Annotated in this window: 16 protein-coding genes; 1 reads left to right on the top strand and 15 read right to left on the bottom strand. The window is 45.9% G+C overall.

Features of this window, described 5'->3' with window-relative positions:
- Positions 1–336 (bottom strand): ethanolamine utilization microcompartment protein EutS, encoded by a 336-nt coding sequence (gene eutS / locus DSM2777_RS09420; RefSeq protein WP_025801761.1) that lies wholly within the window; start codon positions 334–336, stop codon positions 1–3.
- 395 nt (positions 337–731) lie between these two features.
- Here eutS and DSM2777_RS09415 point away from each other — a divergent pair, with 395 nt between their 5' ends.
- A complete protein-coding gene (locus DSM2777_RS09415) occupies positions 732–2066 on the top strand; it encodes an AppA family phytase/histidine-type acid phosphatase (protein ID WP_061553805.1) in 1335 nt (444 codons plus the stop codon).
- 66 nt (positions 2067–2132) lie between these two features.
- Here DSM2777_RS09415 and DSM2777_RS09410 read toward each other — a convergent pair whose 3' ends face one another.
- From DSM2777_RS09410 to DSM2777_RS09345, 14 genes are all read right to left on the bottom strand, one after another.
- Complete coding sequence (locus tag DSM2777_RS09410; RefSeq protein ID WP_046457773.1) at positions 2133–2768, bottom strand: helix-turn-helix transcriptional regulator; 636 nt, start codon at positions 2766–2768, stop codon at positions 2133–2135.
- A 144-nt stretch (positions 2769–2912) separates the two neighbouring features.
- A complete protein-coding gene (locus tag DSM2777_RS09405) occupies positions 2913–3425 on the bottom strand; it encodes a hypothetical protein (RefSeq protein WP_046457774.1) in 513 nt (170 codons plus the stop codon).
- Positions 3426–3436: 11 nt separating this feature from the next.
- Positions 3437–4330, bottom strand: a complete 894-nt coding sequence (locus tag DSM2777_RS09400) for a hypothetical protein (protein ID WP_061553804.1) — start codon at positions 4328–4330, stop codon at positions 3437–3439.
- Positions 4331–4333: 3 nt separating this feature from the next.
- Positions 4334–5047, bottom strand: a complete 714-nt coding sequence (locus DSM2777_RS09395; protein ID WP_061553803.1) for a hypothetical protein — start codon at positions 5045–5047, stop codon at positions 4334–4336.
- Entirely contained in the window at positions 5034–7598 is a 2565-nt protein-coding gene (locus tag DSM2777_RS09390; protein WP_061553802.1) for a TcfC E-set like domain-containing protein, read from the bottom strand. The genes DSM2777_RS09395 and DSM2777_RS09390 overlap by 14 nt, the downstream gene beginning before the upstream one ends.
- 16 nt (positions 7599–7614) lie before the next feature.
- Complete coding sequence (locus DSM2777_RS09385; RefSeq protein ID WP_046457778.1) at positions 7615–8130, bottom strand: hypothetical protein; 516 nt, start codon at positions 8128–8130, stop codon at positions 7615–7617.
- A 53-nt stretch (positions 8131–8183) separates the two neighbouring features.
- The gene (locus tag DSM2777_RS09380; RefSeq protein WP_046457779.1) at positions 8184–8726 is read right to left on the bottom strand and encodes a hypothetical protein; all 543 of its coding nucleotides are present in this window, start codon (positions 8724–8726) and stop codon (positions 8184–8186) included.
- Between the two features lie 365 nt (positions 8727–9091).
- On the bottom strand, positions 9092–10342 hold the full coding sequence (locus tag DSM2777_RS09375) for a TadE/TadG family type IV pilus assembly protein (protein WP_061553801.1): 1251 nt from the start codon (positions 10340–10342) through the stop codon (positions 9092–9094).
- The gene (locus tag DSM2777_RS09370) at positions 10318–10689 is read right to left on the bottom strand and encodes a hypothetical protein (RefSeq protein ID WP_046457781.1); all 372 of its coding nucleotides are present in this window, start codon (positions 10687–10689) and stop codon (positions 10318–10320) included. The genes DSM2777_RS09375 and DSM2777_RS09370 overlap by 25 nt, the downstream gene beginning before the upstream one ends.
- Positions 10690–11277 (bottom strand): tight adherence pilus pseudopilin TadF, encoded by a 588-nt coding sequence (tadF, locus tag DSM2777_RS09365; RefSeq protein ID WP_061553800.1) that lies wholly within the window; start codon positions 11275–11277, stop codon positions 10690–10692.
- Positions 11240–11731 (bottom strand): TadE/TadG family type IV pilus assembly protein, encoded by a 492-nt coding sequence (locus DSM2777_RS09360; protein ID WP_046457783.1) that lies wholly within the window; start codon positions 11729–11731, stop codon positions 11240–11242. Before DSM2777_RS09360 ends, tadF begins: the two co-directional genes overlap by 38 nt.
- Positions 11731–12468: a tetratricopeptide repeat protein gene (locus DSM2777_RS09355; protein WP_046457784.1), complete on the bottom strand. Its 738-nt coding sequence runs from the start codon at positions 12466–12468 to the stop codon at positions 11731–11733. The genes DSM2777_RS09360 and DSM2777_RS09355 overlap by 1 nt, the downstream gene beginning before the upstream one ends.
- A complete protein-coding gene (locus DSM2777_RS09350; protein WP_061553799.1) occupies positions 12455–13294 on the bottom strand; it encodes a type II secretion system F family protein in 840 nt (279 codons plus the stop codon). Before DSM2777_RS09350 ends, DSM2777_RS09355 begins: the two co-directional genes overlap by 14 nt.
- On the bottom strand, positions 13294–14166 hold the full coding sequence (locus tag DSM2777_RS09345) for a type II secretion system F family protein (protein WP_046457786.1): 873 nt from the start codon (positions 14164–14166) through the stop codon (positions 13294–13296). Before DSM2777_RS09345 ends, DSM2777_RS09350 begins: the two co-directional genes overlap by 1 nt.

The following is a 14166-nucleotide window of genomic DNA, read 5'->3' as shown; positions in this document are numbered from 1 at the left end:
TTAGCTCCGCGTTAACGAACACACGGCATAGTTGAGCAAATTGCCCAGCCCCGTGACCGTTTGTTGTAGTGACTCCTCCACTGCACCGACCGAGCCATAAACCACTAACGCACCGGTAAAGCGGTCGAGAAAACCGATTTGCACGTTCGCCGCTTTGGTTGCCAAATCACCGGCAATCATCGCGGTTTCGCCCGGCGTTAGCGTCATAATGCCGATGGCTTCTGCACCGGGGACGCCTATCTTTTTGGCTAAATCTTCACCGGGGTGCGCAATGATATGAGCCAGAGTCACCTGTTTACCGGGAACAAACTCTTGAATAATCCGTTCCTTTTCCATTGTGTCCCCTGTTTTTCAGCTCAATCCCCGCTGCTACAACGGTTACGTTCAGCCCCATAAAGTGATTGATATCATCTTATGGCGACTAACCTAACGGCAGCGCCCACTCGTCTGAGGTCATCCTCGCAGCAATAAAGAAAAGGGAATAACAAAAATCGGCACACAAACAGAAAGGTTGAAGTGGGTCACAGCCGGAGGGTTTTGAGTCAGCGCGTTTTGAGCCAGAGTTAAATATTCCCTCACCGACACACGCAAAATGGGCGCAGATACTCCGCCCGTTTTCGCTTCTGGCGTATAGTGATTCGCATGCGGCCTATGCTCAGCATCGGCTCCCTACAAACGTGTTTTCACGCCGCAATCACGGATATGACAATTCGAAAATCAAGAGGCGATAAATGACAATTTATCTGTTTACACACAGCCCAGCTCGGTTGCTAAAGCGCATGCCTCTGGCTCTGATCGCCGCCAGCATGCTAACCACGGCGAGCTACGCCAGTGAAACCGTGCCTTCAGGCTATCAGCTTGAAAAGGTGGTGATACTCAGCCGTCATGGCGTTCGAGCGCCGACCAAAATGACGCAAACCATGCGTGATGTTACGCCTAATACCTGGCCTGAATGGCCTGTTAAGCTGGGGTATATCACACCCAGAGGCGAACATTTAGTGAGCCTGATGGGGGGATTCTATCGACAGAAATTTCAGCAGTTGGGGATCCTGTCTAAAGATCGCTGCCCAACGGCAAATGATGTCTATGTTTGGGCAGACGTCGATCAGCGCACCCGGAAAACAGGCGAGGCGTTTTTAGCGGGTCTCGCACCTGAATGCCATCTAAGTATCCATCATCAGCAAGACATCAAGCAGGTCGATTCGCTATTTCATCCAGTGAAAGCCGGTGTCTGCACCATGGAAAAAGCGCAGGTACAGCAGGCCGTCGAGCAGCAGGCCGGTATGCCCATCGCTCAGTTAAACCAACACTACCGCCCTGCACTGGCGCTGATGAGCAACGTGCTTAACTTCCCAACGTCAGCGTATTGCCAGCAGCACAGCGCAGAACAAACCTGCAACTTTGCAGAGGTAATGCCAAGCAAGCTCTCAATCAAAGACGATGGCAATAAAGTGGCGCTCGACGGAGCCGTCGGTTTGTCGTCAACGCTGGCCGAGATTTTCCTACTTGAACATGCTCAGGGCATGCCAAATGCTGCGTGGGGAAAAATCCATTCGGAGCAAGACTGGAACACTTTACTAACGCTACACAATGCGCAATTTGATTTGATGTCACGCACGCCCTACATCGCCAAACATAATGGAACCCCGCTATTACAAACCATCGTTAGCGCCATCAACTCACAAACTAGCCCACGAGAATTGCCAGAGTTATCAGCGGATAACAAGATCCTGTTTCTTGCGGGACATGATACCAATATCGCCAATATTGCAGGCATGCTCGGCCTGTCGTGGACGCTACCCGGTCAGCCAGATAACACGCCTCCGGGTGGTGCCTTAGTTTTTGAACGTTGGTCCGATAAGACGGGAAAAAAATACGTGAGCGCACAGATGATGTATCAAACGCTGGCACAGCTGCGCAATCAAACCCCACTCACTCTGGATGAGCCTGCGGGCAGCGTTGCGTTAAAAATACCGGGGTGTGACGATCAAACCGCGGAGGGATATTGCCCGCTAGATACCTTCACGCGTTTGGCGAAACAAAACGAACTGGCGGAGTGTCAGTAGTTATAATCAACTGGAACCCTTCCTCCGTTTGTTTGGGGAAGGGAATCTTATATCGTTATCTGAATGCTAAGGAATAAAGCACACTTTAGACTGATTAGTTATTTGCAGCGTTACTTTGCACAGCGTAATTAATTCTACGTTGCTTTTAATATTAAATTTTCGCATCACGCGACGCTTATGTGCACTCACCGTTTTAACGCTGAGGCCCAAAATATTCGCAATACGCGCAATGGTGAAGCCTTGAGAGATATAGCTAATAATCTTGATTTCTTGCAGCGAGAGCTCCACCGATTTGCAATCACGACACCCTTTCCGGCAGCCGAGTTTTCCATCAATCTTCACCTTAGCACGCATCCATGCAAACAGAATTCGATTCACCAAACGCTTTGTTGGCTCTGTTCGATGAATAAAAATCGCATTATCAAAACAGTGCGGCATTAAGGATGAGTTTAACGTCTGTATATCCCCTTCATAAATTCCCACTAATAAGCTTCCAGACTTACGTTCAATCAACTCTGGGTGACATAGCGTCTCTGCCCCTGCGGGATAGGCGCGAATAATAATATCAGCTCGCGATAATTTCTGCCCTGAGCCTAAGAGATGTATTTTTTGATCGGTATGGCGTTCTATAATTTCATGCAATAGCCCTAACAGCCCAAATTTATAATATTCATTCTTATCATCAAAAAATACGTTTATCACTCATTAAGCCCCGATAAAATAAAAACGACATCCACGCTCAATCAACACCTACATCGAATGAGCATCATCGTTTTTACTATTCAATAATAAATATCTGACTACCGCTATTAGGGCATTTAATCATCGTTAAATGCCCTAATAGGGTTACACGGATGGCGTTACAATAACTTCATAAGTTCCGCTGTAGGTACCTAATGGATAAGTCTCACTTCGCTTCGCCGATGCAAAGCGCACTTTAACGCCTTGAGTAGGATCGGGAATATCCTGAACCGTAGGATAAACAGCCTGATTATTCAGCGGATATGACGCTGAAACCTCTCCTCCGTCTACTCGGACCCAAGCTGGATTAATCAACATCGTTTCTCCGTTATCACCAATAAGCAGATTTCCAGCTGGCTTACTAAGCGAAAGAGAAACCGCACTGGCATTTCCCACAAAGTTAAATGCCGGTGTAGTGCCATACATATAACCATTTTTGTCATTGAGTTTGACGCTGATTGAGCCATTCGTCACGTCATTGCCCGCAACATAGACCCGCACGCTGGTGCTAATTTCAGCCTGCACATCGATGCTGGTTCTCACCGATACCGCCGCTTGTGAACTGCTTACCGTCATCAATGACATTGCCGCGAGGCTAAGCGCTAAATAATATTTCATGCTGCCCTCCTTTAACTATTTGGCGTAATAACAGCCGTCAACGTATCAATCAGCCGTGTTCCCGCGGCTAATCCACGAGTCGATTTACCACTCAGGGCAAATTGGATATCCACCCAATCCACCGTTGCAGTGCCGCTGGGTATGGTTCCTCGATATTGAAAGCCGGGCTCTATCTCCTTGCCGTCAATGCTTATTCGATACGGGATCGACATAGCGCCTGTCGACGCCCTCAGCTGATAGTGATTATCTCGCTGCTGCGTAGATTCGAATGTCAGAATGTAAGGCAGTGCCACATCACCAGACTGCAACGTTTTCGAGATCTTTAAGCGTGCGTTAGCTGTTGCGTCGTGGAGTTCTCCCACTAAGCCCATCGACAGTGCGGGTTTATCAAAAGAGGCCTGAATCGTGACTGCCTCAGTCTGTAATGCGGTGAGATCCAGATAGATAGGGTAATTTTCGCTACCGCTATCGCCCTCAACGTTAAAACTGACGTTGCCCACCTGCACGCGTGGAAACGCACCAAACTCGCGGAACGAACGTTCACCTTTAAGGCTGCGATTTACCGCCCGCACCCCCACCTGCGTTTCATTTGGCTGCGCTGAAAACTGCACTAGATCGCCGCACACAACGGGACGCTCCTGCATAAAAAGCTGCAATGGAAAACGGAGCGAACCGAGCACCAGATCGCCTCCCTCGCAGCGCCCACCGCCCGCGGGAGTCACCAGCAAGGTGAGAGATTTATTGGCGGGCTGACGCATCGTGAGCGTATCAGCGCCACTCGCATCGCTGATCCCCTCATGCAACATACGGATAGCGCCATTCGGCTGGGGCTGAATCACCCAAGCGCCCGCCATCACGCTACTTGCCTGTAGCAGCAACGCAGCAAATAACACCGGAGATTTCATGATTTACTCCTTAAGCTGGCACTTTTCATAGGTATAAAGTTTGCCATCCATGTTAAATGCCAAATCATTGTGTACCGCCAGCGTGCGCGAATGCTCTGGGTACACATTGAATATGGCTTTGTCCTTACGCCCATCAATAATTAAGTCACGCATTTCGCTACGCACGTTGCCCGTAGCCGTCAGCGACCACTCATTACTGTTGCAGCTCACCGCCAATCCTTGAGTCCGCTTGCCTTCCGGCAAATAGCGCAGCAAGACGTCATAGCCAATGGCGAAACGCACCTTACCTTTATCCATTTCTTGTTCTGGATAACTTGGTCGAATACGCAGGCGATATACGGTTTCACGCTCAACCGGCTTCAGCGGCATAATTCTCACTTTGCGCTCTTCGCCAAAGGGAATAATCAGTTTGGTGGGTGAAAAAACTAACGTCGGATCTTGAGCCCCGAGTTCCTTCACTTTATTTTCCTTGGTGTCGCCTGGGTTAGTTATATGGAATAGCTCCAGCGTGACAAATTCGTAGCTTTTATTTTCTGACTTATTAACGTCCACGCTATCGACCGCGCGATACATTGATTTCACGGTAATAAAATTATCACGCGGCGTTTCTTGTTTAATTTCTTTAACGATAGGAAAAACTTCAATGGCCTGCGATGTTCCCGCAGTCATGAGCAAAGCCATACCCACTGGCAGAATTGCCAATTTACTCAGTTTCACAATTAACCTCACGTATTTGCATAATGCCTTGAGTCATTTTGACGTTTGAACTATTTAGCGGGCACACGTAGCTTTGCCCCTCTTTACTCACCTTCAACTGCTCCAACTGGCTATCGGTATCTAACGTGAAGTCACCCACAAACAAACCTTCGGCATCGGTCATGGCATTACCGCCCACCACGCGAGCATTGTCTAAAGGCACACCGTCGAGATATAAACGCCCGGTGACCGTCTGATTTTTCGTGGCATTCACTTTGACGTGATAAACCTGCCCCGGCATGGCCCAGGTTGAAGATGATTGGGTCGAAAGGTTATAAAATGCGTTGGTGTCGGTGGTATAAACCTGCTCCGCCTTTGGTGATATTTTTTGGTATGGCTGAATCGTTAGCGTCGTTTTTTTACCGCCCTCAACCACGACCGGTTCATTACTGCGGTTACGCACTTCAAAATATTGATCCTCAGGCAATGAGCTAGCATCAACAATCAGCGCGGCGGTATTGTCGACCTTGCCATATCCAAACTCACCGTCACCAATAGCGAATCCGCTACGTTGAGAAAGGTATTGTTGGCTATAGCTGTTATTACCAAATGATTTGGATACGCCGACCGAGGTATAACCATAATCGTTATCCATAACGATACCTGCACCGCTATTATTCTCACTATTTGGTCCATGATTGACGCTGGCGTTAACTGCATATTTTCCCCCACGGTCAAACTCTGGGTTATCTAAATTAAGTGAATAATCGGCGCTGTAAATATTTTGGTCGCCGCCCTCATCGCTCATCCGCGAGCGTAAATAGAGCGACTGGTAATGGTTATAGCTGCGTTCGCGCATGCCTAAGGTAAATTGAGCAAAAATCTTATCTTCCGTAGTGCTGTTATGAGAGTAACGGTTAACCAGCTCATTCATACCCCGGTGATAACCTACATCGACGCGTAAGTTAAGATAATCAGACAGCGTAAAGTCGCGATTTAAATTCACATCCCAGCTTTCAAATTCGGTTTTATTTTGCCGCCCATAGTCTTGATAGAGGGTATTCAAGCCGAAGTTAACACCTAGACCGATATTCCAAGGGAGAAACGTGTTAGCACCGAATTGGAGATATTCAAAATCGTAAGCGGGAACCAAACCATAACGGTGATAATCCTGCTCATCGCCTTTAAATCGGTTATCGCGATAGCTCAAGTTCATACTTAAGGCATACAGGTTTTTCATCAACCCAACCTGATAGCCTGTGCTGCCATCGCCCCCCATAACACCATCGGCGTAAAGACGTTCGGCAAACCAACTATTAATAGGCAAATCTAGGCTGGCATTGGCATAGCCATCCTCATTATCGAGCAGAAAGCCAGTGCCTAAAGACACCACTGAATTGGTGGTATATCCCAGAGATATGTCGGCAAAGTGGCTCGGGCTGCCGTTTTGATTAGGGTCAGTGTCATCTTTATCACAGCGACGGCAGGTATAGCGATTCGACGAAAACTGCCCCTGATGATCGTCATAGCGCCCGAGCTGAACCACATACTCCAAATCACCCGAGCGAAACGATCCATTACGTTTGAGAAAAGGCTGGAGCTTCTCTTCGCGGCTGCCGTTCACCAGTTTAGAAACCAGCAAAACGTCATAACCGCCGGATGGCCACCCTTCCGTTTTTAAGTGCTGCAAACCGGCGGGAAACTGCTGTAGGTCGATTAAACGCCCATTGCGGTAGACCTCAACCGTACCCGCCTGTGGCAAATAAACGGTCACCGGCGAGGCCGCACCGTCACCGGGATTCAGGTAGTTATCCGTCATGTACCCCAGCGAAATACCGTCGAAGCTGACGGGATTAAAAAAACTGTAGGTCACCGACGGCGTACTGGACACCAGATTATCGCTTAACCGCTGACGCCCAGCTTTAAAGCGGGTATTTTCATGTTCAAGATACAGCGCCAATTCATCTAAATTAAAATCAATCTCTTTGGAATAACTCCATGCACCTTTCACGTAGCTGTTCCCCGTGAGGTTTAAGGTGTCGTTGGAAGATAAACTTAGGCTATCGCCATAGGTATCAGAGAGATAATTCAGATTATGGCTATGAACAAAACCGGCAAGACTGCGGTGTGGAATATAGGTCTTATCATAGGCTTTATCGCCTGCTTTAAACAATGAGGCGGGAAATATCAGGTGCACAGACGCATCTGATTCATTGACCGTTGCGACAATTTCATCTTGCGAAAAACCCTGCTTATTCACCCGACGTAACGGAACTGAAAGCTTTTTGAGCAGCTCAGCTGCGGATACGCTGAGTGCGGGCATATCCACGGCGGTTATTTGATCAACAATCACCTGCGGTGACATCAACAAAACATCGTTTTGATCGAACTCTACGCCAATAGAACCAATGGATGAATCTGCATAAATAATATCAAGCACACCGCTTTGCTTGGCATTGAAAATATCTTCAAAACCCGCAGGAAGTGGAATCGAAGACGCCATTAGCGGAGTAAATGCACAGCTAAAACCGACACCAAGAATAACAATGCTGGCAGTTATTTTATTATTCATTATTCTCTGTCTCTATCTATAAAATAGGCATTACAATTAATGTAAAGGTATTTGCGTATTTACCCTTGGTATAATTTCCGGCTAGCAGTTCAGAAATAAATTTAACCTTTACGCCATTTGCCGTCGTGGCCTGACTGATGTTTTTTAAAACGGGCATGGGTAGATTTTTAGTCGCGTCGCTTTCAATTCCCTGATGAATAAAGCTCCCATCAAGATTAATATGGGTATTTCCGCCAAACACCTGAGGTAGCACGAATTGTTTCTCTAAAAAAACAATCTCAGCATTATCTACATTTCCCACTAGGTGAAAGAAACTCGAGGTTTTTTCAAATTTCTGAGAGATACCGTTAATTGGTAATGGAAAGTCGAACTCGTTACCACTCAGAGGTTTATCTTCATAATACAAGGCAATTCTTGCTATCGACTCAGCAGAGATATCCAAATCAACCTGTGAGTTGGGTATCGATAACGCTGCCTGACTCCATAACAAAAGCACGGTAATAATTCCGGCGGCACAGTTATTTTTAATCATGTTTTAAACAGGGCCAGCATAATGCTGGCCCTGGCCTGATTTAATGAAGAGGATTAAGGCTTGGCATTTACGTTAGCGTATACAACGCCGGTATAACGACCTTGGCCCAATGAGTCATAGGTTTTATCTGAGACAAATTTAAACATCACTGGCAGTTCGCCGTGAGTGCCGTTTGCATTCAGAGTAAAGTCCTTGGAATCACCCGATGCAGCGAACTCCTGGCTCCCGGCAGAAGTAATGCTGCTGATTTTATAGGTCATATCGTTGAGCGTGCCGCCCTGAGTGCTATACAGGGTGAACGCGTCGCCGGTAACAGATTGGCTGTCATCCATGGTCAGCGCGACTTCCAGCTTGGTCACGTCGTTGTTCCAGAGTTTCAACGCCGAGGTTTGTGCTTCCATGTAGCCTGATGCCGCTGGCGTCAGCTCTACGTCCATATCAGTAATAGGACGTCCACCTGGATCGGTGATGGTTGCACTATCAGGAACGTTAGCACTAACGTTGAATTTGGTATCATAGCTGGCAGGTGTAGATGCCATTGCAGAAGCAGACATCACTAAACCGGCCAATACAGACAACATAGTTTTGGTTTTCATTTAAAAATTAAATCCTTGTTATATAAAATTTCTCTTTACAGATAGAGCAATACCTCACAGGAAAATAAAGCGTTTCCCCACAATAATATTTATCCGTTCTATTCTGTTTCATTGCGTAATAGGCAGACAACAAGACTGAGCAAAGGTATTACGCATCGTCAAATAAACGTTCACTTTCCCATTTAACGTTGCGATGCAATAATCCTTATTACACATTTACCTTTTTACATATCGGCGTCGTTATATTACGAAAGCAAGCTTACAAAATGGATTAATTTAATTCTTGAAAAAAACCTCACTTTTCCTCACAAAGCTTCAGCAGTAATTAAAGCAATGCAAGTAAGACGAATGAATTAAGATGAAATTTAATTATCTTTAAGAATATTATGCCCGACCTCTTCAAATACGGCTCGCCGTAAGTCGTCTTCTAACTCGCTAATCGTCTGAGGAAGATAGAAGTTTTTATCACCCACGCAGCTTTTCCAATCAACGGTAGGAGAATAAGCAATCCCGATAAATGAAATTTTGCCGACAGACTCATTCGTGCTGAGTACTTGGCGGATCTTATCGCACATGCCTGCTCCAATCAGGTTTGGCGTAATATGAACATCACTCGGATCGTCAGTGCCGTCTGAGACTATCACCATAACCTTACGTGAGGCCGTTCCTGAGGCTAAATAAGGGACTCCCAGTAGAACGCCAGAGCTCACCAACGTACCACCGGAGGCTGTCATATTATTAATTTGATTAATTTCGCTAGGATTGCTGGTCAGCGGCACTTTCCACGAAGAACTTTGTTCTAAACAGGTGCCTGAGCTAACGGCTGAAAGCGGGATTTGAATATCATGCACAGGATTGGGAATCGCTGCCACGCTGCCCGCAATGTTCACATATTGCTCTAACGCTTTGTAATTACCGCCGGAAAGTATATCCGGTGGCACTGGGCCAGTGCTGACAAAAGGGAAATCACAGTTTGCACCCTCTTTACCGCCCCAGCCAAAAGGAATAAATCCGACTTTATTGTCTATATTGTAGGAAAACAGCTCATCCGACAGCTTTAATACAATACGTTTTAATTCAGTCAGCTTATTGCTGCCGCCGAATCCGTCGTTCATTGAGCCAGAAAAATCAGTCACAAAAATAACGTCCATATTTGAACGAAATTTACGCGCAGCGCCGTTATCACCGATAACCACTTGAGCATCAAAACTCGGGAAAAAAGTAGAAGAAAACCAAGAGTCCTGTAGCGTCTGCCCGCTGACGCGATATTCCACGTAGGACAGATTTTGGTTATTCGGTGAAATACCGCTTTTCACAATGACAGTGGGTTTAAACACGTCAACGTCATGACGCATATAGGCGCGAAAATAGTCACTCGACAGATCATAATTTCGCTGCGCACCGTCGCCGTTATCTTCTGCGGTTAATGCCAGGGCGGCTTGTTCCATCGCATCAGAAAGACGTGCGCGCTCGGTAATATAGCGCGATCCTTCCAGTCCAAAAGCCGCCATACTGAGTAAAAAACCAGACATCATGACGAAACTAATCGCAAATGCCCCACTACGATCCTGTTTAAAGCGTCGGATACTGGCTAACAATGATTGGTACACAAACATAGTTGCTCCTTAGTATTCAAGGTTCCACGGCTGCTGACTTTCTTTCCAGTCTGACAAATTAAAAAAGGCAACGGCCCCGGACGATATTGCGCGACGGCACGTCCAGTCCGGTCATGGATATATTTAATCTCTCCGATGAACTCTGGTCCATCAGGGTTGATATCAAAAACGTTAATGCTAATCTTCGCCCTCAGCGTTGGGCTGTAAAAAAGCATTTGGTTTATTTCACCAATTAATGCCTGCTGATTTACCTTGGATGAATCAATAAAAATAACAGCCTGATTCTTTGCCGCGTGAGCGGGAGTAAAAAAGAACAGTAGGCTAAATAAAAATCCGTAGCGCATCATCTATCGCAACATCACAATGGCAAAAGAAGACATTAAGGGCGTCTCTTCCGTCGACGTTAAACGCGTAAACCAGCTAAACGTCGGCAAACAAACGGTCACCTGATACAGCGGCACCCACCTTCCGTAACTACCGCGCGGCGTGAGCTGCTGCTGTTCGTTAAGTGGCTGCGGGGGCGTGCATTGTCCCGCGCTGCCGCTATCCCACGTTTTATAGAGCTTGATCTGCTTTCTGTCATCGCCAAGACGAATCGGATCCTCAAAGTGCATTTCTTCAACGTGTAAGCTCATTTGAGAAAGATCGATAGTGCTATTCATATCCGTGAGAATTTTTTTCGCCAGTTCTGCCGTTGCGTCAACATCCTGCTGGCTGAGCGTTTCTCTTGCGTCATATAACTGTATTCTTTCACGCAAAATACCCGCGACTGAATAGGAAACACGGTCTAATTTCCCAATCGTTGCCTGACGGATCACCAGATCGGTGAGAAAGAAAATGAAAAATATCAATGCAATAGAAATGAGAACAAACTCAACGGATACTGCTGCGCGTCTATCAGTCCATAAATTTAGAACGTTCATATTCTTGAACAAAAATCACCTCCCTATTTAATAAGTTATCAACCCAAATTTCTGGGAATGGAAAAAACATCGGTGAATACTTATATTCCAAGTAATAACGGGCCAGTGGTTTGTAACGAGAGTTACCTGCACTACCACCGGTATTAATCATGTCATTTATTGAGTCGGCATAAGTAATGTTCATCGTGACGGCATCAGGGCGGGTAAGAAATCCCCATATTGCGCCACCTTGTTCAGTAATACGTGTCTGAAAGCGGTTGTCATAGCCTCCATTATCGGAGGCTGACGCATTCTTAGATTCCTTAGCCGCTTCAGAAACGGCTAAATCAATCACGGAGGATATGTAGGCCATTCTTGCAATCTCAGCAACGAATAGGACTAAGGTAATAAAAAGTATAATGGTCAAAGCAAACTCAATGGTGGCCGCTCCTTTATTATTTCTGGCGAAATTTTTACATTGTTTCATTATCCAATTCCTTTTTCAGCCGGATTAATCATTGCCAAGGCATCAATTAATTCATCACTTTTTTCTGATAAACTCTCATTTTGAATAATATCTCTGGCATAACGACGATCGCCGACCTTAACCAAAGATAAGACCAAATTATGCAGAAGCTGAGATTGCTTGCGCCCGCGTAAATACTGCGGCAACAACAGACTCACCGCGTCTTGATAGCGGTGGTCTAAAATCGCGATCATCGCCATATTATTAATGGCGACATCATCCGCAATAAATAAGCTGCGTGATTTCTCAATCGCCGCATAACCTTCAGTGAGCTTTCCTGACTGAGCCAACGCAATTCCTTTAAGGTTATAGGCTTCTGCACTCTGAGGTTCACGCTGCAACATCTTTTCAGTGACGCGGATAGCCTGAGGATAATCGCCTAGTGCGATCATATTTTGCGCCTGTAGGGTATAAACATTCAGATCCGGTGTTTTAAATAGCGGCTGCATAAAATAGATCGATGACTTGTAATCACCTGACTGGTAGTAATAACGCGCGAGTTTAAGACGTGCGGCAGGATCTTCTTTTTTCTTCAGCCAGCTACGGTAAAGGTTAATCAGGCCATTATAATTTTTTGCTTTGAGTAGAATATCCTCTTGATAATTCATATCACTCGTAGAAGTTGGCGTTCGTTGCACACATCCGCTTAATAACGCGACACACAGAAGTCCCATCGTAATTTTTTTAGAAATTCGCATTTTGCATAATCCTTAGAATACCTGGTGCAGCAATCAGAATAGTAATAGGGAACATAATAAAAAGAATAAGAGGCACGCTCATTTTGGCTGACAGCTTGCCTATTTTTTCTTCCGAACTCAGCAGCTGCATATCGCGAATATCTTTAGAGAGTTCCATCAGATTTTCATACAACGAGGTTCCGTAATGGACACTTTGTTGCAGCGTGGCACAAAACATGCGCATTTCAGTCATATCCATTGAGCGATACAGATCCGTTAATCCCTCTTCCAAACCACTCACTTCGGCTCGTCTGACTAAATGCGACATTAAGTCGGCCAAATTCTTATCCAGATCGTCAGAGCGTTCAGCAATGAATTTCACAGAACTCTCCACCGTCATCCCTGCTTGAACACATACGGCGATCAAATCAACAAAATAGGGAAGCGCATCCATCATGAGTTTGATTCGCGTATTAATCGCAGGTTTTAGCATCATGGCCGGTAGCACTAAAATAATCATGAATACAAATAACATGATCATGGCGAGTACTTTCATGCTGATGGAGAGAACGCCAATAAAAGTAAGAAGCAGCAATACACCGCCAATAGCACCACAAATACGTGCTTTTAACGGCAGGCTTTTCTCCAACTCATCCAGAAAGGTTAGCCAAGTGCTATTGCTAATAATCATTGCGCGATAGTCGATAATGGAAAACTGATTCTGCTGTTTGCCCTCTTTTTTCGGCTCAATAATATCTCGCTGTTTCTTCCAGTGCTGCTGTTGGCGTATCGCCACCAGCACCAACAAAACACCGAGAAGTAACATCACCAAATACAGTATCGTCATTAGAGCGCCCTTCTTAGCAAAATCCAGATGATGATCATGCCGATCGCCTCACTGGCAATGACGTAATAAAGAATCAGGCGACCAATAGGATCGTGAACCACAAAATCAAAGTTTTGCGGGCTGAAATACTTCATGCCGCAGAAAAATAGCAATGGAATCGACGCCACGATTTTGGCCGAGGTTCTGGCCTCAGAGGTCATGGCAGATTTTCGCCGCGCCATATTTTTGCTGTTATTCACAATCCGAGATAACCGGCCAATTAAGGTGCGCAGCTGACCACCGTGTTGCAGGCTGACGAGCATCACCACCACAAAGAAATAAAACTCTCGATAGCGGTAGTTTTGCCATGCATCATTAAAGACACGCTCGGGTTCTTCACCAAGATTTAAACGACGATCGATACGATGAAACGTCGCCCCCAAGTCGCCATCAATACCTTCACCACAGCGATGTAGTGCCTGATGGATGCTATTGCCCGCTGATACCGCCGCATTCACCACCGATAGCACTTCAGGAAAACGGTCTTCAAAATAGCGTCGATGCAGGCTGCGTCCAATTCGCAGCTGTGCAATAAACATAACGATTAACGTCACAGGCAGAAAAAAAGAAACATCAAACTGTAGCCAATTGGCATTCAGGAATAGCAACACCAGCAGCAGCAAGAAAGCAATTATTCCGCCCTTCATACCTTTCAGACTGTAATCCCCTAGGGCATAAAGCTTCCACTCTTGCCACGTATTTTTGATATAGCTAAATACAAGGGATTGTCTGGGGTTAAACGTACTTTTAGAGGCTATCTTGGTAAGCTTTCGCCAGTTGTAAAAATTAAAGCTAAAGACTACCAAGCCAATAAATAGAATCAGAAAAGACAT

The sequence above is a fragment of the Obesumbacterium proteus genome, assembly GCF_001586165.1.
GTDB lineage: Bacteria > Pseudomonadota > Gammaproteobacteria > Enterobacterales > Enterobacteriaceae > Hafnia > Hafnia protea.
This window is presented reverse-complemented; position numbering and strand designations above follow the sequence as displayed.

Bases quoted from the DNA above. Each gene is read 5' to 3' on its own strand.
- eutS (WP_025801761.1), bottom strand. From the start codon at position 336: ATGGAAAAGGAACGGATTATTCAAGAGTTTGTTCCCGGTAAACAGGTG.
- DSM2777_RS09355 (WP_046457784.1), bottom strand. From the start codon at position 12,468: ATGCGAATTTCTAAAAAAATTACGATGGGACTTCTGTGTGTCGCGTTA.
- DSM2777_RS09375 (WP_061553801.1), bottom strand. From the start codon at position 10,342: ATGTTTGTGTACCAATCATTGTTAGCCAGTATCCGACGCTTTAAACAG.
- DSM2777_RS09415 (WP_061553805.1), top strand. From the start codon at position 732: ATGACAATTTATCTGTTTACACACAGCCCAGCTCGGTTGCTAAAGCGC.
- DSM2777_RS09405 (WP_046457774.1), bottom strand. From the start codon at position 3,425: ATGAAATATTATTTAGCGCTTAGCCTCGCGGCAATGTCATTGATGACG.
- DSM2777_RS09345 (WP_046457786.1), bottom strand. From the start codon at position 14,166: ATGTCTTTTCTGATTCTATTTATTGGCTTGGTAGTCTTTAGCTTTAAT.
- DSM2777_RS09360 (WP_046457783.1), bottom strand. From the start codon at position 11,731: ATGAAACAATGTAAAAATTTCGCCAGAAATAATAAAGGAGCGGCCACC.
- DSM2777_RS09390 (WP_061553802.1), bottom strand. From the start codon at position 7,598: ATGAATAATAAAATAACTGCCAGCATTGTTATTCTTGGTGTCGGTTTT.
- DSM2777_RS09385 (WP_046457778.1), bottom strand. From the start codon at position 8,130: ATGATTAAAAATAACTGTGCCGCCGGAATTATTACCGTGCTTTTGTTA.
- DSM2777_RS09400 (WP_061553804.1), bottom strand. From the start codon at position 4,330: ATGAAATCTCCGGTGTTATTTGCTGCGTTGCTGCTACAGGCAAGTAGC.
- DSM2777_RS09380 (WP_046457779.1), bottom strand. From the start codon at position 8,726: ATGAAAACCAAAACTATGTTGTCTGTATTGGCCGGTTTAGTGATGTCT.
- DSM2777_RS09370 (WP_046457781.1), bottom strand. From the start codon at position 10,689: ATGATGCGCTACGGATTTTTATTTAGCCTACTGTTCTTTTTTACTCCC.
- DSM2777_RS09350 (WP_061553799.1), bottom strand. From the start codon at position 13,294: ATGACGATACTGTATTTGGTGATGTTACTTCTCGGTGTTTTGTTGGTG.